General features: G+C 65.6%; 18 protein-coding genes. 6 read left to right on the top strand and 12 right to left on the bottom strand.

The genetic code is table 11. From position 1 onward, the window contains the following. The first annotated feature begins 17 nt into the window (after window positions 1-17). Together QRN25_RS18725 and QRN25_RS18720 are read left to right on the top strand one after the other, a co-directional pair. The gene (locus QRN25_RS18725) at window positions 18-3,548 is read left to right on the top strand and encodes an indolepyruvate ferredoxin oxidoreductase family protein (protein WP_285020732.1); all 3,531 of its coding nucleotides are present in this window, start codon (window positions 18-20) and stop codon (window positions 3,546-3,548) included. Between the two features lie 114 nt (window positions 3,549-3,662). After that, window positions 3,663-4,745 carry a branched-chain amino acid aminotransferase gene (locus tag QRN25_RS18720; RefSeq protein WP_285020730.1) on the top strand — a complete coding sequence of 361 codons (1,083 nt, stop codon included), beginning with the start codon at window positions 3,663-3,665 and terminating at the stop codon, window positions 4,743-4,745. A gap of 47 nt (window positions 4,746-4,792) precedes the next feature. On the opposite strand, the gene QRN25_RS18715 is transcribed toward QRN25_RS18720, so the two are convergent. Genes QRN25_RS18715 through QRN25_RS18700 form a run of 4 tightly spaced genes read right to left on the bottom strand, consistent with a single transcriptional unit; the run spans window position 4,793 to window position 10,902 of the window. Next, complete coding sequence (locus QRN25_RS18715) at window positions 4,793-5,806, bottom strand: dipeptide epimerase (RefSeq protein WP_285020729.1); 1,014 nt, start codon at window positions 5,804-5,806, stop codon at window positions 4,793-4,795. Continuing rightward, the gene (locus QRN25_RS18710) at window positions 5,803-7,113 is read right to left on the bottom strand and encodes an MFS transporter (RefSeq protein ID WP_285020728.1); all 1,311 of its coding nucleotides are present in this window, start codon (window positions 7,111-7,113) and stop codon (window positions 5,803-5,805) included. Before QRN25_RS18710 ends, QRN25_RS18715 begins: the two co-directional genes overlap by 4 nt. Then, window positions 7,110-8,675 carry a serine hydrolase domain-containing protein gene (locus QRN25_RS18705; protein WP_285020726.1) on the bottom strand — a complete coding sequence of 522 codons (1,566 nt, stop codon included), beginning with the start codon at window positions 8,673-8,675 and terminating at the stop codon, window positions 7,110-7,112. Before QRN25_RS18705 ends, QRN25_RS18710 begins: the two co-directional genes overlap by 4 nt. 40 nt (window positions 8,676-8,715) lie before the next feature. Next, entirely contained in the window at window positions 8,716-10,902 is a 2,187-nt protein-coding gene (locus QRN25_RS18700; RefSeq protein ID WP_285020725.1) for a TonB-dependent receptor, read from the bottom strand. A 127-nt stretch (window positions 10,903-11,029) separates the two neighbouring features. On the opposite strand from QRN25_RS18700, the gene QRN25_RS18695 reads away from it, so the two are divergent. Next, window positions 11,030-11,614 carry a TetR/AcrR family transcriptional regulator gene (locus QRN25_RS18695; RefSeq protein WP_285020724.1) on the top strand — a complete coding sequence of 195 codons (585 nt, stop codon included), beginning with the start codon at window positions 11,030-11,032 and terminating at the stop codon, window positions 11,612-11,614. Window positions 11,615-11,653: 39 nt separating this feature from the next. Here the strand turns inward: QRN25_RS18695 and QRN25_RS18690 are convergent, their stop codons facing one another. Together QRN25_RS18690 and QRN25_RS18685 are read right to left on the bottom strand one after the other, a co-directional pair. Further along, a complete protein-coding gene (locus QRN25_RS18690; protein ID WP_285020723.1) occupies window positions 11,654-15,889 on the bottom strand; it encodes a bifunctional nitrate reductase/sulfite reductase flavoprotein subunit alpha in 4,236 nt (1,411 codons plus the stop codon). A gap of 130 nt (window positions 15,890-16,019) precedes the next feature. Then, window positions 16,020-16,172: a hypothetical protein gene (locus QRN25_RS18685; protein WP_285020721.1), complete on the bottom strand. Its 153-nt coding sequence runs from the start codon at window positions 16,170-16,172 to the stop codon at window positions 16,020-16,022. On the opposite strand from QRN25_RS18685, the gene QRN25_RS18680 reads away from it, so the two are divergent. Then, the gene (locus QRN25_RS18680) at window positions 16,171-17,232 is read left to right on the top strand and encodes a Rieske 2Fe-2S domain-containing protein (protein WP_285020720.1); all 1,062 of its coding nucleotides are present in this window, start codon (window positions 16,171-16,173) and stop codon (window positions 17,230-17,232) included. The genes QRN25_RS18685 and QRN25_RS18680 overlap by 2 nt on opposite strands. Before the next feature lie 9 nt (window positions 17,233-17,241). Here QRN25_RS18680 and QRN25_RS18675 read toward each other — a convergent pair whose 3' ends face one another. The 4 genes from QRN25_RS18675 to QRN25_RS18660 form a co-directional block, all read right to left on the bottom strand. After that, the gene (locus tag QRN25_RS18675) at window positions 17,242-17,376 is read right to left on the bottom strand and encodes a hypothetical protein (RefSeq protein ID WP_285020719.1); all 135 of its coding nucleotides are present in this window, start codon (window positions 17,374-17,376) and stop codon (window positions 17,242-17,244) included. 226 nt (window positions 17,377-17,602) lie between these two features. After that, window positions 17,603-18,652: a mechanosensitive ion channel family protein gene (locus QRN25_RS18670; protein WP_285020718.1), complete on the bottom strand. Its 1,050-nt coding sequence runs from the start codon at window positions 18,650-18,652 to the stop codon at window positions 17,603-17,605. Next, window positions 18,649-19,863 carry a cystathionine beta-lyase gene (metC, locus tag QRN25_RS18665; RefSeq protein WP_502910477.1) on the bottom strand — a complete coding sequence of 405 codons (1,215 nt, stop codon included), beginning with the start codon at window positions 19,861-19,863 and terminating at the stop codon, window positions 18,649-18,651. The genes QRN25_RS18670 and metC overlap by 4 nt, the downstream gene beginning before the upstream one ends. Window positions 19,864-20,016: 153 nt before the next feature. Then, window positions 20,017-21,264, bottom strand: a complete 1,248-nt coding sequence (locus QRN25_RS18660) for a hypothetical protein (RefSeq protein WP_285020717.1) — start codon at window positions 21,262-21,264, stop codon at window positions 20,017-20,019. 156 nt (window positions 21,265-21,420) lie between these two features. On the opposite strand from QRN25_RS18660, the gene queF reads away from it, so the two are divergent. After that, window positions 21,421-21,879 (top strand): preQ(1) synthase, encoded by a 459-nt coding sequence (gene queF, locus QRN25_RS18655; RefSeq protein ID WP_285020716.1) that lies wholly within the window; start codon window positions 21,421-21,423, stop codon window positions 21,877-21,879. Window positions 21,880-21,939: 60 nt separating this feature from the next. Here the strand turns inward: queF and QRN25_RS18650 are convergent, their stop codons facing one another. Further along, window positions 21,940-22,212: a hypothetical protein gene (locus QRN25_RS18650; protein WP_285020715.1), complete on the bottom strand. Its 273-nt coding sequence runs from the start codon at window positions 22,210-22,212 to the stop codon at window positions 21,940-21,942. A 133-nt stretch (window positions 22,213-22,345) separates the two neighbouring features. Here QRN25_RS18650 and QRN25_RS18645 point away from each other — a divergent pair, with 133 nt between their 5' ends. After that, complete coding sequence (locus tag QRN25_RS18645; RefSeq protein ID WP_271180757.1) at window positions 22,346-23,905, top strand: carbon-nitrogen hydrolase family protein; 1,560 nt, start codon at window positions 22,346-22,348, stop codon at window positions 23,903-23,905. Between the two features lie 55 nt (window positions 23,906-23,960). Here QRN25_RS18645 and QRN25_RS18640 read toward each other — a convergent pair whose 3' ends face one another. Then, entirely contained in the window at window positions 23,961-25,010 is a 1,050-nt protein-coding gene (locus QRN25_RS18640) for a tyrosine-protein phosphatase (RefSeq protein WP_285020714.1), read from the bottom strand. Between the last annotated feature and the right edge of the window lie 5 nt (window positions 25,011-25,015).

The following is a 25,015-nucleotide window of genomic DNA, read 5'->3' as shown; positions in this document are numbered from 1 at the left end:
AGTCTTTTGATCGCGCCATGTTTGGCAACTCTCCCTCGCGTTTCCCGGCTACTTTCGGACCCGCAAGGAGAACGACAATGCGACACGAGCGGATCATCAGCCTGGACGCCATCTACCAGGCCGAGACCGGCCCTGCCTTCATGACCGGCATTCAGGCCCTCGTGCGCCTGCCGCTGATGCAGCGGCGCCTCGACAAGCATCGGGGCCTGCGGACGGCGGGCCTGATCTCCGGCTATCGCGGCTCTCCCGTCGGAGCTTACGACCAGCAGCTGTGGAAGGCACAGACGTACCTCGACGCGCATGACGTCGTCTTCCAGCCGGGTCTGAACGAGGATCTGGCCGCCACCGCCCTGTGGGGCGCGCAGATGCACAAGGCTTATGGTCCGTCCAAGGCCGATGGTGTCTTCGGCATCTGGTACGGCAAGGGCAACGGCGTCGACAGGACGGGCGACGTGTTCCGCAATGCGAACATGCTGGGCACTTCGCCGCTGGGCGGCGTCCTGGCGATCGGCGGCGACGACCACAGCGCGCAGTCATCGATGTTCCCGCACCAGACCGACGGCATCTTCCAGTCGGTTCACATGCCGGTGCTGCAACCGGCCAACGTCTCGGAAATTCTCACGCTGGGCATGGCGGGCATCGCCATGTCGCGCTTCTCGGGCGTGTGGGTCGCGATGAAGACGATCGCCGAGGTCGTCGAAAGCGCCGCGACCTTCGACCTTCCCGATCCCTATCCCGCTTATGCCTCACCGGCGGGGCTGGTGCCGCCGCACGGGCTAAACTGGGACCCATCGATCAACTGGCCCGCCGAACGCGCCGAATACGAACGGCGCATGATCGAAGAGCGCATTCCCGCCGCCATGGGCTGGGCCACCGCCAATCGCATCGACGCGCCGGTGTTCGAGGCCAGCCGCACGCGCCTTGCCGTCGTGACGGTCGGCAAGGCGCACCAGGACCTGATGCAGGCCCTGTCCAACCTCGGCATCGGCAAGGACGAGGCGGAGGCACTCGGCCTCTCGATCTACAAGGTCGCGATGAGCTGGCCGCTTGCCACCGATCCCCTGCTGGCCTTCGCGAAGGGGGCGGAGGAAATCCTCGTCATCGAGGAAAAGGGGCCGACAGTCGAAAGCCAGATCAAATCCGCCCTGTTCAACCACGACGGCAGGCGCCCGCGCGTTTCGGGCAAGACCGCCCCGGACCGCAGGCAACTGCTGCCGGTCGTTTCGGAATTCAACCCGCTGATGGTCGCCAGGGCCCTGGTCCAGCGCATCGCCCCGGACGGCGCGATCGACCTGACGACCCGGCTGTCGGCGCTGGAAGCAGCCGGTTCGCGCGGCGAGGTAATCGCCTTCCCCGCCCGCAAGCCGTTCTTCTGCTCGGGCTGCCCGCACAACAGTTCGACCCGGACGCCGGAAGGCTCGATGGCGGGCGGCGGCATCGGCTGCCACGTCATGGCGCTCTCGCAGCCGAAGCTGAAGACCCCCACTTTCAGTCAGATGGGCGGCGAGGGCCTTCAATGGGTCGGCGCGGCGCCATTCTCGCAGACGGGGCACATCTTCCAGAACCTGGGCGATGGCACATACCAGCACAGCGGCCTGCTCGCGATCCGCGCGGCGGTCGCAGCGGGCACCAACATCACCTTCAAGATCCTCTACAACGATGCCGTGGCGATGACCGGCGGCCAGCCCGCCGAAGGCGCGCTGGAACCGCGCCGCATTCTTGCGCAGCTCCTCGCTGAGGGCGTCGGCGCGGTCCATCTCGTCAGCGACATGCCCGAGAACTGGCCGCGATCGAGCCTGCCTGCCGGCGTCACCCTGCACCACCGCGACGCGATGGACAGCCTGCAAAAGACCTTGCGCGAAGTCCCCGGCGTCACCGCGATCCTCTACGAGCAGACGTGCGCCGCCGAGAAGCGCCGTCGCCGCAAGCGCGGTGCCTTTCCCGACCCCGACCGGCGGGTCTTCATCAACGAGCGCGTCTGCGAAGGCTGCGGGGATTGTTCGGTTCAGTCCAACTGCATTTCGGTGGAGCCGCTCAAGACGCCGTATGGCGTGAAGCGCCGGATCAACCAGTCTGCCTGCAACAAGGATTTCTCCTGCACGAAAGGCTTCTGCCCGAGCTTCATCGAGATCGCCGGCGCCAAACTGCGCAAGCCCGCCCCCGACCGCATCCGCGCACTGGAAGCCGAGCACTTCGGGACAATTCCCGAGCCGACGATCCCCTCGCTCGAGACAGTCTACAACATCTATGTCGCAGGGATCGGCGGGCTTGGCGTCCTGACGACCGGCGCCCTACTCGGCACTGCCGCGCACTTGTCGGGCCGCAACGCCACGGTGCTGGACTTCACCGGCCTTGCGCAAAAGAACGGCGCGGTGGTGAGCCAGGTGCGGATCGCCCCGCAGGGCAGCGACATCCACGCCGTGCGGATCGGATCGGGAGAGACCGACCTGCTGCTGGGCACCGACGCCCTGGTCGCCGCCAGCCCGGATTCGCTGCGCAAGTTCGCCAGCGGACGCGGCGCGGTGGTCCTCAACGGTGACGAGACCCCCACTGCCGACGTCGTCTCGGATCGCGACTTCGCATTGCCGACGCCGAAAATCGTCGAGACGCTGCTTGGCCGCGCGGGCGCCGACGGCTTCCTGCTCAGCGCCACCCGCATCGCCGAAGGGCTGTTCGGCAACAATGTCGCGGCCAACACCCTGATCGTCGGCTACGCCTGGCAGAAGGGCCTCCTCCCGCTGGAAGCCAGCGCTTTCGAGGCCGCGATCGAAGCCAATGGGGCGGCAGTCGAACTGAACCGGCGCGCATTCGCATGGGGACGTCTGGCGGCGGTCGACATGGCCACGGTCGAGCAGGCCGCCGGTATCGCCACGCCCGCAGCACCGACGCCCGAAACCCTCGACGCATTGATTGCCCGCCGCACCGCGGACCTGATCGCGTATCAGAACGAGGCCTATGCGCGCGTCTACGGCGCAATGGTTGATCAGGCAGCCGCCTCCGCCGCGCCTCTGGGCAAGCGCGGCGAGGCGTTCGTACGTTCGGTGGCCACGCAGGGCTATCGCCTGATGGCGTACAAGGACGAATATGAGGTCGCGCGGCTTTACGCGGACCCGGACTTTCGCAGGGCGCTGGAAGGGCAGTTTTCCGCGACCGGCGCGATCGGCGTCTGGCTCGCCCCTCCCCTGCTCTCGCGGATGGATCCGGCTACCGGCCGCCCGAAGAAGCGCAAGTTCGGGCCCTGGATCTTCCATGCGTTCGCGATGCTCGCCCGCCTGAAATCGCTGCGCGGCAGCTGGGCCGATCCGTTCGGATACACGCAAGAACGGCAAAGGGAGCGGGCGCTGGCGGCGGACTATCGGCGGATGATCGCCGAACTGTGCGGCGATCTTGGCCATGCCACCATCGACCATGCCGCAGCGCTCGCCGATCTGCCCGAGATGATCCGCGGCTACGGCCCGGTCAAGGAGGCGGCCATGGCCGAATACGAAGAGCGGCTCAGCGAACTTCGCGCGGGCCCGAACACAACACCGATGAACGAGGCTGCCTGATGCTTAACGCAACACAGATCGCCATTCGCGACACGGTGCGCGATTTCACGCAGCGGAAAATCCGTCTCGACGGCGCCATCCGCAAGGCACCGCGCTAACTTCAAGGGTCAAGCAATGACATTGGTATTCGAGACCATTCCCCACCCCCGCCCGCTGGACGCCGGTTCGCGATCGGCAGCCCTCGAAAATCCGGGGTTCGGCAAGCATTTCACCGATCATATGGTCACCATCCGCTGGAACAGCGAAGCCGGATGGCACGATGCCCGGGTGGAAGCGCGTCGTCCCTTCGAGATCGATCCTGCAGCATCCGTTCTGCACTACGCGCAGGAAATCTTCGAGGGCATGAAGGCCTATCGCGGGGCTGACGGGCGAATTCTCCTGTTCAGGCCGGAGGAAAACGCCCGGCGCTTCAACCTGTCGGCAGAGCGGATGGCGATGCCGCAGCTTCCCGAAGATATCTTCCTCGAAGCCGTGAAGCGCCTCGTGGACGTCGATCGTGACTGGGTGCCGGGCAACGGGGGCAGCCTTTATCTGCGGCCTTTCATGTTCTCGGATGAGGCGTTTCTGGGGGTGCGTCCTGCGTCCAGCTACGTTTTCTGCGTGATCGCATCCCCGGCCGGCGCCTATTTCAGGAACGGTGACGATGCGATCCGCCTCTGGGTCACTCCGGACTACACGCGCGCCGCGCCCGGAGGCACGGGTGCGGCCAAATGCGGCGGCAACTACGCAGGAAGCCTGCTCGCACAGCGTCAGGCAATCGCTCGCGAGTGCGACCAGGTCCTGTTCCTCGACGCGGTTGAAGGGCGCTGGGTGGAGGAACTTGGCGGCATGAACATCTTCTTCGTGTTCGACGACGGCCGACTGATCACGCCGCCTTTGCGGGGCACCATTCTTCCCGGCATCACCCGCGATTCCATCATGACCATCGCGCGGGAACGGGGGCTGACCGTGTCCGAGGCGCCGGTGTCGTTCGATCAATGGCAGGCCGATGCCGCGAGCGGCAGCCTCACGGAAGCGTTCGCCTGTGGGACCGCTGCGGTGATCGCTGGAATCGGGTCGGTGCTTTCTCCCGGCGGGCAGTTCGCGGTGGGAGACGGAAAGACGGGGCCGGTCACAACGGCGCTCCGCGATGAACTCACCGCGCTGCAGCGCGGCGATCGGCCGGATCGTCATGGCTGGGTCCAGGCGTGCAGCTAGGCTGAACCGCGCGTTTCGGGGGCGGCGTGCAGCCGCCCCCATCGACGTCAGGCAGTCACGCTTCCCCACGCCGCGCCCCAGAGGTTCGGCGGGCAATGAATGCGTCCGTCACGATAGGACACAGGGTCGGGCAGATCCGCGGCGATGAAAGCCGGACCGTCGAGGTCCACGAAGTCACATAGCTGACCCAGCAGAAACGCCGGAGCCGCGGCAAGGCTGGACCCCGCCATGTTGCCGACCATCACGCCCAGCCCCAGCTTGCGCGCGAACGCCTCCATTTCCAGCGCTTCGGTCAGGCCGCCGCACTTGTCGAGCTTGATGTTGACGACCTGGAACCGGCCGACGAGCCCTGCGATGTCCTCCAGCCCCAGCAGGCTTTCGTCCGCCGCGATGGGAATGCGCGAGCGGATGTATTCGAGCCCGGCTTCGCCGCCGCGCGGGACGGGTTGCTCAAGGAGCGAGACCCCGGCCTCCACCAGAACGGGCAGGAGCGCATCAAGGCTGTCGACGCGGTAACCCTGATTGGCATCGACCATGAGCCAGACATCGGGGCGGTGCTTGCGCACCAGCCTTATCCGCTCGCTATCGGCGTCGAGATCACCGTCGAGCTTGAGCTTGATCGCCTGCGCGCCGACATAGCTTTCCAGTTGCCGCAGCATCTGCTCGGGCGGGTCGGCGGACAGGGTGAACGTGGTGACCAGCGGCACCGGCGGCTTCAGGCCAGCCAGTTTCCACACCGGCACGCCCTGTTCCAGCGATTCCCGCTCCCATAGCGCTGCGTCGATGGCATTGCGCGCGCCGCCCGCAGGCATCGCCCGGCGCAGTTCCTCGCGGCCCGGGCCGTCCTCGATCAAGGGGCGGTAGGCTTCCAGTTCGGACAACATGTGATCGAGCGTATCGCCGGTGTAGTAGACCCCGCTCGCCTCGCCGCGCCCGGCCATACCGCCGCCTTCCAGCCTGACCTGCACGGCGGGGATGCCGGTGAAGACATGGCCGGCGATGCGCAGCGGCTGCCTGAAGGTCATCGGGTCGGTAGCTACGTGCAGCGTGAGCTTGCTCATGCCGTCGCCCCCACGATCCCGGTCCGCCGCGCGCCGCGCATGGCAAGCAGAAAGAAGAACGCCGCCAGCAGCGAACTGGGAAAGCTGACGCCCGCGATCGCCTGCCCCAGCATCGCCTCGCCGCCCAGCGCCTGGCTGAGCAGGGCGATGGCGGCCGGCGCGGTCGCGACGCCGAACACCGCCGAGACGAAGACGTTCGTGCCCAGCGCCAGCCCGCGTATCTCGTTGGGGACGTTGAGGGTGATCGCGATCACCCCGATCGTCGCCGTCACCGCACCCATCATCAGGTTGAGGGCCAGCATCCCGGCAAACAACGGAACCCCCGGCGAGAGCGCGAAGAACGACAGCGGCGCCGTCGCCAGCGCGGCGACGAAAGCCGGGATCAGCACCCCGGCCCTACCGCCGCGACGACGGCCGAGTTCCGCGCCCTGCCCTCCGGCAAGCGCACCGACGATGCCGCCCAGGAACGTGACCGCGCTCAGCCACCCGGCGAACTGACCGGGCGAGAGATGATGGTCGCGGATCAGCACCGGCGTCGCCCAGACCGCCGCTGCCTGCAGCGCGATCTGGCAGAACAGCATCGCGAGGAGCAGCGGGACGAGGAAGGCGCGATAGGCCCACAGTTCGCGCAAGGCGGCCGACGTGGCGGTGGTCGTCTCCTTGCGCTCCTGCCGCGCAGGCTCGGCGATTAGCAGCAGCGGGATCAGCAGCACGATCGCGAGGACCGCCGCCGCGAGATAAAGCGCTCGCCAGGGCGCGAGGCCGCCCAGCAAACCCGGGCTGGACGTCAGCATCCGGGTCAGCGCATCGAACATCAGCCCGCCCGCGAGGATGCCGAACGCCTGACCCGAAGCCTGCCCCACCGCGAACAGACTGGTGGCGACCGAACGACGCTCGGGCGGGAAGAGGTCGGCAATGACCGACAGCGCCGCCGGGATGATGAGCGCGAAGACCACGCCCAGCGCGATCCGCCAGACCACCAGCAGGGTCACGCTCGATGCGAAGGCGGTGCCGGCCATGCCCGCCATCCACACGATCAGCCCCACCACCAGCAGGCGCATCCGGTTGCGGCTGTCGATCATGCGGCCGAGCGGGATCGAACTGAGCCCGAACGCGAGACCGAAGGCCGTGCCCTGCAGCAGCCCGATCTCTATGTCGGTGAGCGCCATATCCCGCTTCATCGGTTCGATGAGCAGCGTCGTGAGCGTGATGTCCATCGACAGGAAGAAGCCCATGAGTGCCAGCACCGCCATGGCGGTCCGCGCGCGGCGGGCCTCGGGATAACCTGGGCCGGGAATGCCGGTCATGCCTGCGCGCTCCGCTCGAACGCCAGTCGCACGGTGCGGCCGCTTGTGAACAGGAAGCCGCTGGCGCCGAATTCAAGCGTCCCGCCGGGCGGCGAGAAGGTGGGCGACACCGCGCGCCACAAGTCGGGGCCGAGCGGTTCAAGCAGATAGTCGGTGCCGCCCAGCGGCCCGGATAGCACGATCCGCGCGGTGCCCGTCTCGTCGATGCGAATATCCGCCGCAAGCCGCGCCGCGCGGCTTTCGTAGCGGCCGATGAGCGGGGCAGCGGTGGTCCCCTCGGGCACCGTGACCGGCGCAAGATGGTCGGCCACACCGAACTCGGTGGTTTCGAGCGCCGTGACGCCGTCCGTCTCGACCGGCAGGATGCGCAAGTCGGTGGGAAGGATCGCCACGGTCATGCGGCCGTCCGCATCCCGCTTCGTGGGCAGGCTCATGCCGCCCATCACGACGGCCTGCTGCCCGGCATGCCCGACGAGCGAAAGCACCTGCCCGGTGCGCGCGGAATGGAACGTGCCTTCGACCAGCCTGCACGCGGCGTCCTGCGGCGCGGGCGGCAGACCCTGGATGCAGCAGTCGATGATCGCATCGACGAGACTGTAGAGATCCAGCGCGCTGCGCCCGTTGGTCATGAGGATGATGTCGAGTTCATGCCCCAGCACCTTGAGCATCTGGCTCGACCCGCCGACGACCCCGCCCGCGTGGTGCACGGTGTCCAGCCCACGATGCTTCGTCATGTTGAGACCCAGCCCATAGCCGTGGGTCATGCGGGGCGTGCGCATCTGCGCCCAGGTCTCGGCGTTGCCGACGATGGGGTGGCTCATGTGCCGCAGCCACGCCAGCATGTCGTTGACGGTCGAGACGATGCCGCCCTCCCCGCCGATCCAGGCACCGAAGATGCCCCGGCTCCAGCCGCCGTCGGACCGCGGCAGGTGCTGCGTGGCGCTGTTGGGCAGAAGGTCGGTGTCGAGGGGACGCAGCAGCGTGTCGGCCATGCCGATGGGATCGAGGATGCAGGTCCGCAGGAAGTCGGCGAACGGCATGCCGCTGACCCGCGCCGCGATCTCGGTCAGCAGGACGTAGCCGCCGTTGTTGTAGTTCCAAGTCGTCCCGGCCGGGGCATTGACGCTGTCGAGCCCCGCCAGCAGGTCCAGCTGGAAACCGGCATCGGCGGCCACGCCCGGCCCGGCCGTGGAGAAGATCAGGTCGAGGCTGTCACGCATGCCGCTGGTATGCGCCATCAACTGTTCGATAGTGATCGGATCGGCCCAGGCGGGCAGTTCGGGGATGTAGTCGCGCGGCGAATCGGTGATCGCAAGCTTGCCTTCCTCGGCCAGCAGCATGACCGCAAGGACGCAGAAATGCTTGGTTGTCGAGCCGATCCGCATACGGATCGAGGGGGACAGAGCCACCGGCAGCTCGACATTGGCCATGCCGAAGCCGCGGCGATAACCGGGTATGCCCTTGAGGGCGACGCCGACCGCAAAGCCCGGCGCGTCGGTTCTGTCATAGGGCGCGAACAGCGCGTCGAGCGCCGCCACGTCGATCCTGGCCTGCTGGGACATGGGAATTCCTCGGGAGATGATCTGGAGATTGAGTGCGCGGTCAGAAGCGCGTGGTGGCGCTGAGCCCGATAGTGCGCGGCTGCATCATCGAGACCTGCGCGGGTCCGCCCAGGATCGACAGCACCGTGGCAGCGGAAAGCTGGCCGCGCGTATCGAACAGGTTGCGCACGAAGACTTGCGCCTCGACCGGGCCGACCGTCGCTCCGGCCCGCAGATCGACCGCGACATAGTCAGGCAGTTCGTACTGCGGGAACCCCGCACTGCCGTCGAACGAGGACGATCGATCGGAGACGAAGCGCACCGTCGCGCCCGCACTCGGACGCAGCGCGGACGTGGCAGGCGCCCGGTAATCGAGGTTCATCGTCACCGTGTACTTCGGCACGTTGGGCAGACGGTCGCCTTTGGTCGCGCCGAGATCGGCATTGTCGTCGGCAATGCGCGCATGCTGCCAGGCGAAGGAGCCGGTGGCGGTGAGGGTCGAACTCGGCCGCGCGGTCAGCGTCAATTCGGCGCCGGTGACATGCGCGCCCCCGGCGTTGGCGATCACCGAGACGCCGCCTGCCGCCGTGGCGATCTGGATGTCGTTCCAGTCGATGTAGTAGCCGGCAAGGTCGATGCCGAACCTGCGGTCGGCGGTTTCCGCCTTGAAGCCCGCCTCGAAGCTCTGGAGCGAATCCGACTTGAATGTCGCAGGCGCCAGAGGCTCGCCGGTCAGCGGATCGTCGACGACGTAGTTCGGGCCTCCGGGGCGATAGCCGGTCGCGTAGCGGACGTAGAACGTCGCCTTGTCGCTGAAACGATACCGCGCGTTGGCGAGGTAGGTGACCACGTCGTCGCTGGAACGCGCCTGCGGCTGGGAGCCGATCAGCAGGCCCGATCCGATCTGCTCGAAGCGCTGCGTGTTGCGGGCATAGCGAAGACCGCCGGAAACGTCGAAGCGCTCGGTGATGTGCCAGGTCAGGTTGCCGAACACGGCGAGTTCGCGGTAGCGGCTGGGAATGGCAATCGTCGCGAGATCGACAGGCGCGATCGAACCACTCGCGTCATAGGGCACGATGAGCTGCCCGTTCCTGCTGTTCTCGTTGGTGAAGAAGCCTCCCACCAGCCAGTCGATCGTGCCAGTGCCGTTCGAGGCGAGCCGCAGTTCCTGCGTGAACTTCTTCGTGCTGCGCGCCTGGTCCACCGCTACGGCGTCGAAGTTCAGGCCGAACTGGCCCAGCAGCGGCACGTAGACGGCAGAAGCATCCTGGCGGAAGGCGACGCGCGTGGTCTGGTAGCTGGTGATCGAGGTCAGCGTCGCAGGGCCAAGATCGTAATCGATCGTCCCGCTGGCCAGTCGAAAGCGCTGTTCGAACCCTTCCGCCAGCAGCCGGCGCTGGTCGAAGCTGCCGTCGACCGGATCGCCCGCCAGCGTGTAGTCCGCCGCCGCCGTGCCGCCGCGGTGAATGTTCTGGAGATAGCCGCCGATGCGGATCGACAGCGCATCGCTCGGCTTGAGCAGCAGGTCGGCACGCGCGCCGTAGACGCGCGAACGGTTCACGTCCTTGCGCCCCAGGGCAAGGTTATCGATGAAGCCGCCGTCGCGCGAATAGAAGCCGTTGGCGCGCAGGGCGACCTTGTCCGTCACGACCGGCACGTTGAACGCCGCGCCGCCGTTATAGCTGATGCCGCCATGCCGGGTATCCGACACGCCCGCCTGCGCCGATCCGCTCACGCCATCCAACTGCGGAGCGGCGGTCACGTACTTGATGAGCCCGCCCATCGTGCTGGCACCATAAAGCGTGCCCTGCGGTCCGCGCAGCACCTCGATGCGGTCCATGTCGAACAGTCCCGCGTCGAGCGACAGCGACGAGGCGTTGGTGAAGGCGGTGCTTGAACCGTAAGGCACGTCGTTGACGTAGACGCCCACGGTCGGCCCGATGTCGTTCCCGGCCGTGACCCCGCGCAGCGTCAGCTGCGTCTGCCCCGGCCCGGCCGTGGTGAACGACAGCGCCGGCACCGAATTGGCGAAGTCGCGGAACTGCATGGCATTGATGCGCGCCAGATCCTCGCCCGAGATCGCGGTGACGGACTGCGGTGTTTCCAGCAGGCGTTCCGCCCGTTTCTGCGCCGTGACCACGATATCGCCGCCTGCGACCTCACTATCGAGCGACTGGGCGAACACAGCTCCCGGCGCCAGCGCCAATGCCGCCACACCCGCAGCCAAGAGCGATTTCATCGATGCCATGCCATTCCCCTTGATCAGCGGTTCTTCCCTCATACAAACCGAACGTTCCTTCTTTTAAAGAAGCTGTCAAGAGGTTGTAACTTCCCGCGAGACGAAATAACGAACGATTGTACTTTTTGAGGATGCCATGCCCAAACGCGACCCTGAGCACATGAACGCGCAGCGTGAGCGAATCCTGCGCGCCACGATCGAGTGCATCGCCCGCAAGGGCGTGGAAGGCATGTCGATGGCGGATATCCGCCAGCAGGCGGGGCTGAGCACCGGCGCGATCTACGTTCATTTCGCGAACAAGGAGGACATTGTCGCCGAAGCGCTGCGCTACGGGATCGTCGATGCCCTCGAATTTCCGGACGACTGGCCGTCATTCAGAGCACTGATCGCGAATCTCGACGACCAGTTGGGCTTCGATATCGAAACCATCGTACGCACCCGACTTCACTTGCGCGCCGAGGCGGCGCGGCCGGGTAACCTGCACGACGTGTTCAAGCCAATACTGGAGGAAGCACTGGCGATCCTGAGCGATCACCTGCAGGCGATGGCGGATCGTGGCGCGATCGGGCTCAAGATGACCGCCCGGGAGACGGCACAGGGCATGAGTGCTTTCGTCGATGGTTCGCTGTGGCTGGCACTTGCGATCGACCGGCCGCTGGAAGACCTCAAGCCCGAATTGGCGCTGGGTCTCGATCAATTCGTTGAGGTGCCGGGCATGTAACAATAGGTTCGCCGATATGGCAACGATCTGAGGCAAAGGTCAGTAAACGTCTCGGACATACCGCTTCTCGCTCTGCATCTGGGCCACGTAGTCGACCGCATCTTCGTGGCTCATCCCGCCATGCCTCGCCACCACCTGCTTGAGTGCGGCATCGACATCCTTGGCCATGCGGCTCGCATCTCCGCACACATAGAAGTGCGCGCCGCTGTCCAGCCAGCGCCAGAGTTCCGCGCCTTCCTCCAGCATGCGGTGCTGGACGTAGATCTTGTCCGCCTGATCGCGCGAGAAGGCGAGGCTTAGACGGTCGAGGTGGCCAATACGGCGCCAATCGGCGATCTCTTCACGATAGTAAAAGTCGGTTGCTTCGTGCTGCTCTCCAAAAAACAGCCAGTTCGGGCCTTTGGCTCCTGTAGGCTGCCGATCATGCAGAAACCCGCGAAACGGTGCGATCCCCGTGCCGGGTCCGACCATGATCATCCCCCGATCCTGCTCCTTGGGGGGATGGAAATGTGCGGCAGGCTGAAGAAAGATTCCGACGTCGCCGCTCACTGCCCGGTCGGCCATGAATGCCGAGCAGACGCCGTGACGACGCCTCCCATCACAAGTATATCTTACGGTCGAGATCGTCAGTTGCACCTCGTCCCTTTGCGCATGCGGGCTCGAGGCGATCGAATAAAAGCGCGGTTGCAGAGGCCGCATCACGGAGCTCAGATCAGCCGACGTCAGGCGGACCGCACTCTCGTGCAGGACATCGGCGATCTGGCGTCCCCACATCCACCGATCGAGTTCGGGCTTACGATCCGGGTCTATCAGCGGCGCGAACGCCGCGTCAGGCCGACGTTCCACGATCAGTTCGAGGATGCTGCGGTTGAGGCGCGCAATATCCCAGTGCCGCAATAGAGCTTCGGACAGCGCCGTTTCGCCGACCTGCTTGACGACGACAGGCGTTTCGGGGGCAAGCCCGAGGACGTCCTGGATTTCCGAAGCAAGTGCAGGGCAATTGGCGGGCCACACACCCAGGGCATCCCCTGCACGGTATGCAAAGTCGCAGCCGGTCAGGTCGAAGCCGATCTGCCGCACTTCTTTCTGCGCACCGACAGCGCTCAACAAGTCGTTTCTGGAAAGCGAGGTGAGCAGCGGCGCCTTTCGGGAGTACGGCGGGCTTCCGGCAGGACTTTGCATTTGGGAAGATCGAGGCGTGTCCAGTTTCCCCTCGGAAGGCGAAGCTGCCGCAGCTGCTACCGGCACTGCTGGCTCGCTGGCTTTCAGCGTGGCGATGACCTGTGACAACCAGGACGATGCCGGCTCCTCGTAATCGGGCTCGCAGTCTGTGCGGGGAGCGAGCCGGGCTGCCCCCAGTTCCTCCAGTCTTGCGTCGAGCTTTCGTCCGAAGCCGCAGAACTGATCGTAGCTGGAATCGCCGAACGCGAGGACCGAATATTGCAGCCCCTCCAGCCGCGGTGCGGCCGCATTGGCAAGAGCGGACCAGAACTGGCCGCCATTGTCGGGTGCGTCACCGTCGCCAAACGTGCTGGCGATCAACAGGACTTCGCTCGCATCCGCCAATTCCGAAAGCGCCAGTGCATCCATCGACAACACCCGGGTGGGATGATTGCTTCCCTTCAGTCGCGCTGCGCATGTCTCGGCGAAGCCCTCGGCGTTGCCTGTCTGAGAGGCCCAGAGCACCAGGATCTCGCGTGCGTCAGACTCTGGCGCCGCAGACACGCCCATAGCAGGACCGGTTGCCAGAAGTGGTGTCTCGCCTTTAGGCAACGGAACGCGGGCGAAAAGGCCAGCAAGAAGCCCGTTGACGTAATGTCGCCGCCCCTCGTCAAAGGGGGCACCTGCCGGCACGAAGGGTAATTGCGCTGTTTCCAGTTCGGATGCTCGCAGTCCGGCCGTGAATCCCGAAAGGAATGTCTGTTCCTCATGCGTGAAAGCCGGCGGCGCGCTGACCGGCATGCCCACTAGGCGCTCGAACACGTCCAGTGCAGTGCGCTCGCGCTCGTCGCCGCCGGACGGCGCCACGGCCTCCTGGTGCCGCTCGTTTCGGGCTGCCTCACCGGGTTGCACGGTCTCGAGGTCTATCGGGCCCGACACCCGCGACAGCCTTACCGCGGAGAACTTGAACTCGGGCTGCAGCGATATAGGGTCCACCGCATCGCTGGTGACCGCATTGATCGCAAGGTCGTCTCCGAAGACGTCGTTCCAGTGAAACGGTGCGAAGCAATTTCCCGGCCGCACGCGGTCGGTGACGATCGCCGGCAAGACGGCACGGCCGCGACGAGACTGCACTTCGACCTGATCCCGCTCGCCGATCTGCAGCGCTTTCGCATCCTCGGGATTGAGTTCTACGAAAGGACCGGGATTGAGCTTGTTGAGCATCGGCACCTTGGCCGTCTTGGTCAGGGTATGCCACTGATGCTGCAGGCGCCCGGTGTTGAGCACGAGCGGATATTCCTCGTCTGGCATTTCCGCCGGTTCCATGTGGGGACGCGGCAGGAAATGCGCCTTGCCGCTCTCGGTCGGAAAGGCGAGCCGAGGACGGGTTTCGTCCTCCTCGATCCTGAGCGTCTGACTGGTCCCGTCGTTGAGGTAGCGCGTGGGATTGCGGTCCTGCTCGCAATCCGGAGGACAAGGCCACTGCAGGGGAGTGCCACGCAACCGCTCGTGGCTGGCACCGCGAATGTCATAGCCGGTTCGAGGGTTCCAGAATTCGCGGATTTCCTCGAAGACATCCTCGGCGCATGCATAAGTGAACGCATCGCGATATCCCATTTCGCAGGCCACTCGGGCAATGATCTCCCAATCCGCCATCGCCTCGCCCGGAGGATCGACCGCCTTCTGCATGAGCGTCAGGTTACGCTCGGAATTGATCATGACTCCTTCCGCTTCTGCCCATAGCGCCCCCGGAAGGATGATGTGGGCATAGCGATTTGTCTCGGTATCGACATAGACATCCTGGGTGACGACCAGTTCGGCCGCCTCCAGCCCGGCAATGACGGTCTTGCGATTGGAGACGCTGGCGACCGGGTTGGTGCAGATGATCCAGCACGCTTTTATCCGGCCCTTCGCCATTTCCTCGAACATCGCCACCGTACCGGCGCCGCTCTCGACCCGCAGAGTGCCATGCGGGACACCCCACGCGTCCTCGACGAAGAGGCGATCGGCCTCGCTGATGGTCGCACGCTGGCCAGGCAGGCCCGGCCCCATGTATCCCATCTCGCGACCACCCATGGCATTGGGCTGTCCCGTCAGCGAGAATGGCCCGCTGCCCGGACGGCAGATGGCCCCGGTCGCGAGGTGCAGGTTGCAGATCGCATTGGTATTCCAGGTGCCATGCGTGCTCTGGTTGAGCCCCATGGTCCAGCAGGTCATCCATTCGCCTGCCTTTGCGATCCATTGCGCGGCCTGCCGCAGATCGGCCTCCGGGATGCCTGTGATCTCGGCAACCCGCGCCGGTGCGTAGTCCGCAAGAAACTGCGGCATCGCATCCCAGCCTTCGGTGAACGCAGATATGAAGTCGCGATCGATGCCGCCCTGCTCGACAAGGAGATGCAGCAGGCCATTGAGCAGTGCGAGGTCCGTGCCCGGTTTCACCTGAAGGAACAGGTCGGCCTTGTCCGCCGTCGTGTTGCGCCGCGGATCGACGACGATCAGCTTTGCGCCCGCCTTCACCCGGTCCATCATTCTGAGAAACAGGATCGGATGGCAGTCCGCCATATTGGCGCCAATCACGAAGAAGAGGTCCGCCTGGTCGAAATCCTGGTAGGACCCGGGAGGGCCATCCGCTCCGATCGAGAGCTTGTAGCCGCTGGCAGCGCTCGCCATGCACAGCCGCGAGTTGCTTTCGATATTGTTGGTGCCGATGAAGCCCTTGCATAGCTTGTTGGCAAGGTACTGCGCCTCGAGCGACATCTGCCCCGAGACGTAGAACGAGACCGCGTCCGGCCCGTCACGATCGATAATCGTGCGCAGGCCATTTGCGGTTCGGCTGATCGCCTCGCTCATCGGGATCGCACCCTGGTCGCTGCTGCCGGCGATGCGGGCATAAGCCGCATCTGCGCGCCCCGGAGCCGTCACCGGGACATGGCAACTGCTTCCCTTGGTGCACAGCCTGCCGAAATTCGTCGGATGGTTCTTGTCACCGGTCACCTTAACGATGCGACCGTCCGCAACATCCATGACAATACCGCAGCCAACGCCGCAATAGGGGCACACGCTCTTTACCGATTTGCGCTCCACGCCAGCCTTTCCAACACGAAAAAGCGCCATCAGCCGCACCCCGAACCCGGAATGAGCCGATGGCGCCGTTGCCATACAATCATGAAATGAAACGGGCTGCCTGCCGCCACGCTGCGGAAGAAGCCTCAGATGCTCGATATACTGACAGATACAATACGCATCAACAAGCACGATTTTGCAGCGCGGCATTGCCATCAGCAGCCAACTGTTTCCGCTCTAATTTTTGCAACACAATGTGCAAATCATTGCGTTTGATAGAGCGGAGAAGGACGCGGAAAAGGCGCGAGAAACCTTCAGCGGATGAAAATTCCATGGCTACTGCCGCCGTCATCTCCCCCGTTCGGCCTGCCCTTCCCCTGGGCTGCACTTTCGATCCGGAAGACTGGTACGTCCTCGCCCGTCACTGGTATCCCGTAGCACTCGCTCGCGAAGTGGGCGAGAAGCCGGTCGGCACCAGGCTGCTCGACCAGCCGCTGGTGATCTACAAATCAGGCGACGAGATTGTCGTCGCGACCAACGTATGCCCGCATCGCGGGGTGCCGCTAAGCCTCGGGACGCAGCAGGGCGATAGCGTGGTGTGCCCCTATCACGGTCTCAGGTTCGGGGGCGGCGGCAAGTGCGTCCACGTTCCTGCGCACCCCGCGCGCGACATTCCGGAGCGGCTGCACCTGCGTACTTTCCCCAGCTTCGAACGCTACGGCCTGATCTGGACCTGCCTCGACGCCGAGGGCGATGCTCCCGCGACGGGCGACATTCCCGACATGCCGCACTGGGAAGAGCCCGAATTCCAGCAGATCACCTGTCCCTGGATCGATATCAACGGTTTCGCGGGACGCCAGTTGGAAGGCTTCCTCGACGTCGCGCACTTCGCCTTCGTGCATACCGAGACTTTCGCCGATCCCGACAATGCCGAAGTCCCGGCCTATGCGCCGAAACGGACCGAATACGGCTTCGAGGCAGAATACTGGAGTTCGGTAGGCAACTATCCGATCGGCGTCTCTCAGCGCGGGGTTCCCGGATTCAACTGGCTGCGCCATTTCCGCTGCCACCTGCCGTTCACGGCGACGCTGGAAATCCATTTCCCCGGCACCGACCGGCTGGTCATCATGAACGCCGCCTCGCCAGTGTCGGCCCGCGTGACGCGCCTGTTTGCGCCGATCGCCCGCAATTTCGACACCGACCTGCCGGTGCAGGACGTCTACGACTTCAACCAGCGCATCTTCGAGGAGGACAAGGCCATCGTCGAGGCGCAGATGCCCGAATGGCTTCCGCTCGATCCTACCGACGAGGCGCATATCCCCGCGGACATGAGTTCGATGACGTATCGCCGCGGCCTCAAGGCCCTCGGGCTCAAGCGCTTCTTCGGGTACTGAAGAAGCGCGTCAGGTCAGAACGTAGGCACTGGGAGCCAGGGCAGGCGGCAAGTCGTTAGGTTCGAGGCCGAAAAAGGTATAGCTCACCAGCAATACCGGCAGGAGCGTCCACCAGCGCAAGGCTCCGGCCAGCACGAAAGGCAATGTCAGGCACCCTTGATCATGTCGAGCATCCTCGCAGGTTTTCGTGCGGACTCAGGCGCCTTCAACATGACGACGGTCAATCGGGTCTAGGTGGCCATCTCGCCCCCGGGTACTCGAAAGATCGGTATCCAAATAGTATCAAGATCGCGTGCCGAGGATCGATAAAAGGAATTTGGATACAGACAAGCCTTTCCGGACAAGTCCCAACCAGGTGGGTATGCGGCAATCAGTTCAGGGGCGTCTTGCCCTCGTCGGACCGAAGCGCGGCAATCAACTCGCGCATCGTCTCAGTATCGCGAAGGTTGAGATCGCGCTGAGGGAAAGGCACCTTGATGCCGTTCTCTCGCATGAGCTTCCAGAGCCCTTTGAGCACGTCAGACCGCACGTTTCCGGTGCCTTCCTCGGGATCGGTGATCCAGACGTGGATCACAAACGCGACTCCATTCTCCGCAAAGCTGTCGAGCCAGACGGTTGGCGGCGGGGCCTTGAGGACACGTTTCACGGCACCCGCTGCCTCCAGCATCAGCTTCTCGGCAAGCTCGATATCGGCGGCATAGGGGACCACGACCGGGACCTGGATACGCACGTTCTTTGACGAGTAGGACCAGTTCTCTACCTGATTGATCATCAGGTTCTCGTTCGGGATCAGGTATTCCTTCTGGTCGCGCGTGGTGAGCGAGACGGCGCGGATGCCAATGCGGCGGATCTGGCCGAAGGTGTACTGCCCGCTCTGGTCGGCAATGGCGATGACGTCGCCCGGCTTGATCGACTTGTCCATCAGCAGGATGATACCGGCGATCAGGTTGCCGAAGGTCTTCTGCAGGCCGAAGCCGATGGCAAGGCCGAAGGCGCCGGAGAACACCGTCAGCGCCGTCAGGTCGATCCCCAGCACGTCGATGCCGACGAGGATGGCCACGGTCCAGATAAACAGGCTGACCATCTTCTCGGTCAGCAGCCGCTGCGTCATGTCGAGGCGCGTCGCGCGGGCCAGCAGCCGGCTCGACATGCGGCTGGTGATCCAGGCGACCGAGATCACCAGCGCGAGCACCGCGACGATGACGGTCAAGTCCCACAGCGAAATGCGGCTGGAGCCGACCTGCACGGCCAGCTTGTCGAGCGTGTCGACGATGTTGCCGATCGTGTCGCTGCGGGCGGAGACGACGTTCTTGATGCCTTCCGCGCCCGCGACCGGCTCGGCGTGCTTGACCACGACGGCGGTGGCTGTCGCGGTCGGCGTCGGGCTCGCCGTGGCGGCCGCGACAAGGGGCGCGGTCACTGCCCCCGCCATGCTTCCAGTGCCTGCTCGATGTCGGCGATGAGGTCCTCGGGCGCCTCCAGGCCGATGGCAAGGCGTACGCCGTGGCGGTCGCCTTCCGCGGCAGGAGCGGGCGGCCAGGCCATGGTGTTGCGGTAGGCGGAAGGCTCGATGGGGATCGCCAGGCTTTCGAACCCGCCCCACGAATAGCCGATGCCGAACAACGTCAGCGCATCGATGAAGCGGTTGCGCGCGGCTGCATCGCCGCCCCTGAAAGTGAAGCTGAAGAGGCCGCAGCCGCCTGTGAAATCGCGCTTCCACAAGTCATGGCCCGGTGCGCCGGGCAGCATCGGGCAGAGCACTTGCGCCACTTCCGGCCGCTTCGAGAGCCACGTTGCGATTTCCAGCGCGCTCTGCGTCTCGTGGGCAAGGCGCAAGTGCAAGGTACGCAGGCCGCGAAGCGCAAGCGCCGCGTCGTCGGGAGAGACGACATTGCCCAGTTGCTGCGCGCGGCCGCGCAGCTTTGCGTAGAGTTCCGGCCCGGCGCTGGCGCTGCCCATCATCAGGTCCGAGTGGCCGCCGACATGCTTGGTCAGCGCCATCAGCACCACGTCGATCCCGTGGCTCAGCCCCGCGAAGCCGAGCGGGCTGGCCCAGGTGTTGTCGAGCACCGAAACCGCGCCCTTCTCCCGCGCGATGCGGGCCAGCGCGGGCAGGTCGCACATTTCCATCGAGAGGCTGCCCGGTGCTTCCAGCAGCACTGCCCGTGTGCGGTCGCAGAAGGCGGCTTCGTAGGCCTTCAGATCCAGCGGATCGAAGAAGCGCGGCTCGATGCCCATGTCGGTCAGTAGGCCCTTGCCCATCGAACGGGTCGGGTCGTAGGCATTGTCGGTGATCAGCACGACGTCGCCCGGCCGCAGCAGGGTCAGCATGACCCCGGCAATGGCGGCGACGCCGGAAGGATAGAGCACGGTGCCTGCGGCGCCGGGCTCCAGCGCGGTCAGCGCGTCGGCCAGCGCCCACTGCGTCGGCGCGCCGCGGCGGCCGTAGAAGAAACGCCCGTCCTCGTTGGTGCGCGGCCCCTGCGCCAGCGCGGCAGTATTCTCGTAGAGGTGCGTACTGGCGCGCCAGACCGGCGGGTTGACGACCGGCCCGGTCCATTCGCTACGCCGCCCGGCGCCGACGATACGAGTGGCAGCCTCAAGGTCTTCGAGGCGCTTACTGCTGTTCACTGTGATCTCCGCTGGCTGGGCAGACAGAACCCTAGGCCATTTTCCGCGTTCCGGGAAAGGGGTTAGGTGAAGGAGAGGCCAGACCCTTGAGCTGTTTCACTTCGTCACCCTGAACGTGTTTCAGGGTGACGACGGAGCTAGGATCGGTACGCCTCAGACCGCCTTGCACAGCGTGCCCGGCAGAACCGGATAGGCGCGCGCCTCCGCCACCTCGCGCGCGCCGAGATCGCGGTGCTCCATCGGGCCGGTGTCGAGCCGCAGCGGCGCCAGCGCGGGGCCTCCGGCGATGCCCAGCGTGAAGACGCGGCGGACGGGCGCGACGGTCTCGGCGAAGACTACGCCCACACGCAGCAGCGGCACGAAGAACGACGCATTCGCGCGCTGCAGCGGCCTAATGGCGCTAAGCGGCAACTGCACTTCGCCGGTGAGGGTGACGCTCTCCCCCGCCGCAAACGCAGGCACCGGCTTGAGCGGCGTCAGCGTCTCCAGCGGCGGGGCAAGCTGCTGCTCGGAAGTCAGCGAGCCATGTGCGCCGATCATGTCGCCGATCAGGTGCCCGGCCGGGAGGTCGGTGCCCGCCGTCAGCGTCACCCGGTACTGCAGCGTCGCGAAGACCAGCGAGAGGCGCAGGCCGACCGGCTCGAAGGCGATATCGACGGCCTCCGGCGCAGCGGCTGGCGGCGGGACCGGAGCGGGGCGCGGCGGGACCGGCGGGCTGGCGAATTCCGGCTGCGGAACGGGGGCAGGCTTCGGAACAGGAGGCGCGACGGGTTCGGCGACCTCCTGCACTTCGGGCCAATCTTCCGCTTCCTCGGCCGGGCGCTTGCGCCGCAGAAAGAACGCAAGGGCGCCCAGGACGACCAGCATTGCCGGGATTGCCCATACCCATATGGGCAAGCCCTGCTGCGCAACCGGAACGAGAGGCGCAGGCGCAAGTGCTGTCGTGGGCGTTTCGACCGCCGAGGGCGCAGGGATCGGCGTCGGTAACGGTTCGGGCGCGACCGGCGCGGAAACCGAGGGAGTGCCCTGCGGCTCGGGCGTCGCCGAAGCGCGCGGTTCGGGCGCGCTGGGGCTGGCTGCCGGGTTCGGCGTTCTCGTCGGCGTGGGGCGCGGGGTCACGGAGGGTTGCGCGGTGGGCTGGACGCGCGGAGGCTGAGCGGATGGCTGGACCTGCGGCGGGGGTGCGGCAATGGTCGGCACCGGTTCGGGCGCGGCATTGCGCGGCCGCAGGATCGGGTTCTGCGCATCGACCGGACCTTGTGCCCGCGAACTCGGGGTCGCGGTGGGCTCGGGAAGGCTCCAGGTGGTGCCGCTCGACTGGGCACCGACAGGCCCCGCGAGAATTGCGGCCAGCGCGGTCGAGATCGCCGCGCGCGCTATGATTGAATTCGTGCCCCTCATGGTATCTTCGGTCTTCGCCAAACTTCGTGTGAACGCCCAGTTAATGCCTCCTGCCCGTACGACAAGGCGTGCCATGCCATCGTCCACCGATGGTGTGACATATAGGCAACCGGCGAGATACTTGCGCTCGCGCGTCCTTGGCGGCATTGCCGGGTCATGACTGACACCTCTTTCCCCCTCCACCTCGGCCAGCAGAGCGGACTTCCCGCTTCGCCCGAGGAAGCCCAGCTCGATTACGTCCCGAACCCGCGCGTCGGCAGCCTCTATCTCGTCCGCTTCGCCGCGCCCGAATTCACCTCGCTCTGCCCGGTGACCGGACAGCCCGACTTCGCGCATCTGGTGATCGACTATGCGCCCGGCGAAACCATCGTCGAATCGAAGAGCCTCAAGCTGTTCCTGGGCTCGTTCCGCAATCACGGCGCCTTCCACGAGGACGTGACCGTCGGCATCGGCCAGCGCCTGTTCGACGAGATGAAGCCGCTGTGGCTACGCATCGGCGGCTACTGGTATCCGCGCGGCGGCATTCCGATCGACGTGTTCTGGCAATCGGACGCACCGCCCACCGGGCTCTGGGTGCCCGATCAGGGTGTACCGGGTTATCGCGGCCGGGGGTGATCCTCAGTTTCGTCATTGCGAGCGAACCGAAGCAATGACGAGTTGGGAAAAGAACCGGCCTTAGAACCCTGCGCTGGCAAATCGCGCGCCATTAACCCGCGTGAGGTCGATGATGCCTTTGCCGATCGAAGCCATCTGCCGGCTCGTCAGGCACTGCGCGTAGACGGTCGGCGCCTCGGCCTTGCGGGCGGCCTCCGTATCCAGCGCAATGTCGATACCGGCATCGCAGGAACCGCGCGTCTCGTAAGTCCGCACCGGCGTCTCCAGCCGCTGGCAGGCGGTGCCGTCGTCCGAACAGGCGAACAGGGCGAGAGCGTAAAGGGTTGCACTCATGGGGGCAGTCTCCTTTCAGGGAAGACAACGGCCCGGGCGCCCCATGTATCCCGCGTCGCCTGAGAAAAAATGAATCCGCTCAAGAGGATTGCGGACTGGAACCTTCCGCGCCGCAATGCGTAGAACAGCGCTCATGGACCAGACCAAAGCCAAGCTCATCATCCGCGAAGCGACCGTCGCGGACGCCGCCGCGATCGCCCGCCTCTCCGTCAAGGTCTACGGCAAGGCCGACGCCTTCACCCGCGCCGAGATCCGCGGACAGGTCATCAATTTCCCCGAAGGCCAGTTCGTGGCCGAGTACGAAGGCAAGGTCGTCGGCCACTGCGCGACGATGATCGTCACCTCCGACCTCGCCTTCAAGCCGCACACCTGGGAAGAGATCAGCAACGGCGGCTACGGCCGTCCGCCTGCGCCCGAAGGCGACGTGCTCTACGGCTTCGAGGTCTGCGTCGATCCCGACTACCGCCGCCTGCGCATCGGCCAGCGCCTCTACCGCAAGCGCCGCGAGGTCTGCCAGTATTTCGAGCTGAAGGGCATCGCCTTCGCGGGCCGCATGCCCGGCTACTACCGCCGCAAGCGCGCCTATCCCGATCCGGCCGACTACGTGCAGGCGGTGCGTGACAAAAAGATCCGCGACCAGGTCATCAACTTCCAGATGAACGAGGGCTACGAGCCGCGCGGCATCCTGCCCGACTACATCCCCACCGACCGCGAGAGCGGCGGCAACGCGGTGCTAATGTACTGGACCAACCCGCTCGCCCCGCTCGATACCGGCAAGGCGATTCCCGGCCTCAAGGAGCGCGTGCCCTCCAGCGTGCGCGTCGCCACCGTGCAGTTCCAGATGCGCAAGATCGACACGATCGACGAGTTCGAGGCCCAGGTCGAATACTGGATCGACGTCGCCGCCGACTACGAAAGCGACTTCGTGGCCTTCCCCGAGCTGTTCACCCTCGAACTGCTCTCGATCGAGGAGAAGAAGCTGCAGCCGGTCGAGGCGATCGAGAAGATCGCCGAATACACCGAGCGCTTCGTCGAGTTCATGGCGCGCATGGCGGTCAGCTACAACATCAACATCATCGGCGGCTCGCACCCCACCCGCGTGAAGCTGAAGGGCGGCAAGAGCGAGATCCGCAACATCGCCTATACCTTCCTGCGCGACGGCGCGGTGCACGAGACGCAGAAGCTGCACCCCACCCCTTCCGAACGGCGCTGGTGGAACATCAAGGGCGGCTACGGCGCCAACGTGATCCCCACCGACTGCGGGCCGATCGGGGTGATGATCTGCTACGACAGCGAGTTCCCCGAACTCGCACGCCACCTCGTCAACCAGGGTGCGCTGATGCTGTTCGTGCCGTTCTGCACCGACGAGCGGCGCGGCTACCTGCGGGTACGCTACTGCGCGCAGGCCCGCGCGGTGGAGAACCAGTGCTACGTCGTCACCTCGGGCGTCGTCGGCAACCTGCCGAACGTCGAGAACATGGACGTCCACTACGCCGAAAGCGCGATCCTGACGCCCAGCGACTTTCCCTTCGCCCGCGACGGCGTGGCGGCGGACACCGCGCCCAATACCGAGACGATCGCGATCTCCGACCTCAGCCTGGATGCCCTGCTGACCGCGCGCCAGTCGGGCGCGGTGCAGAACCTGAAGGACCGCCGCTTCGACCTCTACCGCGTGGAGTGGGCGCAGCACTGAGGACACTTCGACAGGGCGGAGAACGCATTCACGCATGCCCCCGCCCTGTCGTTCTTCAGTCCAGCATCGTCTTGCGCAGCTTCGCGAAGTCCGCATCGGTGAAGCCGAGCGTGCGCAGGTAGGCTTCCGAACCGCCGTACTGCTTGTCGAGGTACGTGAAGAACTGCGCCAGGTGCGAGGCACCGGAGGGCGTATAGAGCGGCTCCGCCTTGCGCGGCTTGCCGTCCTCGCCCGCAACGTAATACTTCAGGATCGGGTTGTTCGGATAGTCCTTGGGGTCCACCTTGGGCATCTCGAACTGCAGGCGGCGCAGTTCGGTGGAGAGATGGTAGTCCTTCAGGATCGTCTCGCGATCGACGCCGAGCACGTCGTAGAGCAACGCCGTCGCCATGCCGGTGCGGTCCTGCCCGGCCGAGCAGTGGTAGACCACCGCGCCCTCGTCCGCGATCAGGCGGCGGAACAGCGAACGGAACTGCGGCGCCAGCATCTTTTCCATGCCCGCGTACATGTTCTCGCCGCCGCCCTGGCCCATCTTCGCCATCAGCGGCTTCAGCGAATAGTCGTTGGCGATGAACAGCGCGCCCAGCTTGTCGTCGAGCAGGTCGGGCGCAACCTCGCGCTCCTCGATCGAGCGCAAGTCGACGACGTTGCCGATGCCCAGCTGGCCGAGCAGCGCATAGTCCGCGTCGGTCAGCAGCGGCATCGCGCCCGAGCGGAACGCCTTGTCCCACTTCACCGTGTGCCCGTCCTTCGTGACGTAGCCGCCGACATCGCGGAAGTTGCTGCCCTGCTCCAACGGCAGCACGCGCTCGGCGACGACGGTGCGGCCCTTGCCGCCTTTCCCTTCGAGGATCACGTAACGCCGGTCGGTCGCCGCGATCGGCAGCTTTAGCACGCCGTCCTTGCTGGCTGCGGCAAAGCGCTGGTCGCCCTTGTCCAGCACGGTGTCGGCGCTGATCCACACCGCTACGGGAGCGGTATCGTCGCGCTTCAGTTCCACGGTCGAGGCATCGAGGCGGGTCAGCGTCGCCAGTTCCCGCGCCATCACCGGCGAGCCCGCCAGCACCAGCGCGGTCAGCAAAGTGGTCGTAGCGATCTTTCGCATCATCA

The organism is Novosphingobium sp. fls2-241-R2A-195 (assembly GCF_030209485.1).
Classification (GTDB): Bacteria; Pseudomonadota; Alphaproteobacteria; order Sphingomonadales; family Sphingomonadaceae; genus Novosphingobium; species Novosphingobium resinovorum.
The sequence above is the reverse complement of the archived record's forward strand: the minus strand, read 5'-3'. Positions and strand labels throughout refer to the sequence as shown.

Excerpts from the sequence above, each read along its gene's own strand:
- QRN25_RS18650 (WP_285020715.1), bottom strand. The coding sequence starts at position 22,212 with ATGAGTGCAACCCTTTACGCTCTCGCCCTGTTCGCCTGTTCGGACGAC.
- queF (WP_285020716.1), top strand. The coding sequence starts at position 21,421 with ATGACTGACACCTCTTTCCCCCTCCACCTCGGCCAGCAGAGCGGACTT.
- QRN25_RS18645 (WP_271180757.1), top strand. The coding sequence starts at position 22,346 with ATGGACCAGACCAAAGCCAAGCTCATCATCCGCGAAGCGACCGTCGCG.
- QRN25_RS18690 (WP_285020723.1), bottom strand. The coding sequence starts at position 15,889 with ATGGCGCTTTTTCGTGTTGGAAAGGCTGGCGTGGAGCGCAAATCGGTA.
- QRN25_RS18695 (WP_285020724.1), top strand. The coding sequence starts at position 11,030 with ATGCCCAAACGCGACCCTGAGCACATGAACGCGCAGCGTGAGCGAATC.
- QRN25_RS18705 (WP_285020726.1), bottom strand. The coding sequence starts at position 8,675 with ATGTCCCAGCAGGCCAGGATCGACGTGGCGGCGCTCGACGCGCTGTTC.
- QRN25_RS18660 (WP_285020717.1), bottom strand. The coding sequence starts at position 21,264 with ATGAGGGGCACGAATTCAATCATAGCGCGCGCGGCGATCTCGACCGCG.
- QRN25_RS18680 (WP_285020720.1), top strand. The coding sequence starts at position 16,171 with ATGGCTACTGCCGCCGTCATCTCCCCCGTTCGGCCTGCCCTTCCCCTG.
- QRN25_RS18725 (WP_285020732.1), top strand. The coding sequence starts at position 18 with ATGTTTGGCAACTCTCCCTCGCGTTTCCCGGCTACTTTCGGACCCGCA.
- QRN25_RS18685 (WP_285020721.1), bottom strand. The coding sequence starts at position 16,172 with ATGGAATTTTCATCCGCTGAAGGTTTCTCGCGCCTTTTCCGCGTCCTT.
- QRN25_RS18710 (WP_285020728.1), bottom strand. The coding sequence starts at position 7,113 with ATGACCGGCATTCCCGGCCCAGGTTATCCCGAGGCCCGCCGCGCGCGG.
- QRN25_RS18715 (WP_285020729.1), bottom strand. The coding sequence starts at position 5,806 with ATGAGCAAGCTCACGCTGCACGTAGCTACCGACCCGATGACCTTCAGG.
- QRN25_RS18720 (WP_285020730.1), top strand. The coding sequence starts at position 3,663 with ATGACATTGGTATTCGAGACCATTCCCCACCCCCGCCCGCTGGACGCC.
- QRN25_RS18700 (WP_285020725.1), bottom strand. The coding sequence starts at position 10,902 with ATGGCATCGATGAAATCGCTCTTGGCTGCGGGTGTGGCGGCATTGGCG.
- QRN25_RS18640 (WP_285020714.1), bottom strand. The coding sequence starts at position 25,010 with ATGCGAAAGATCGCTACGACCACTTTGCTGACCGCGCTGGTGCTGGCG.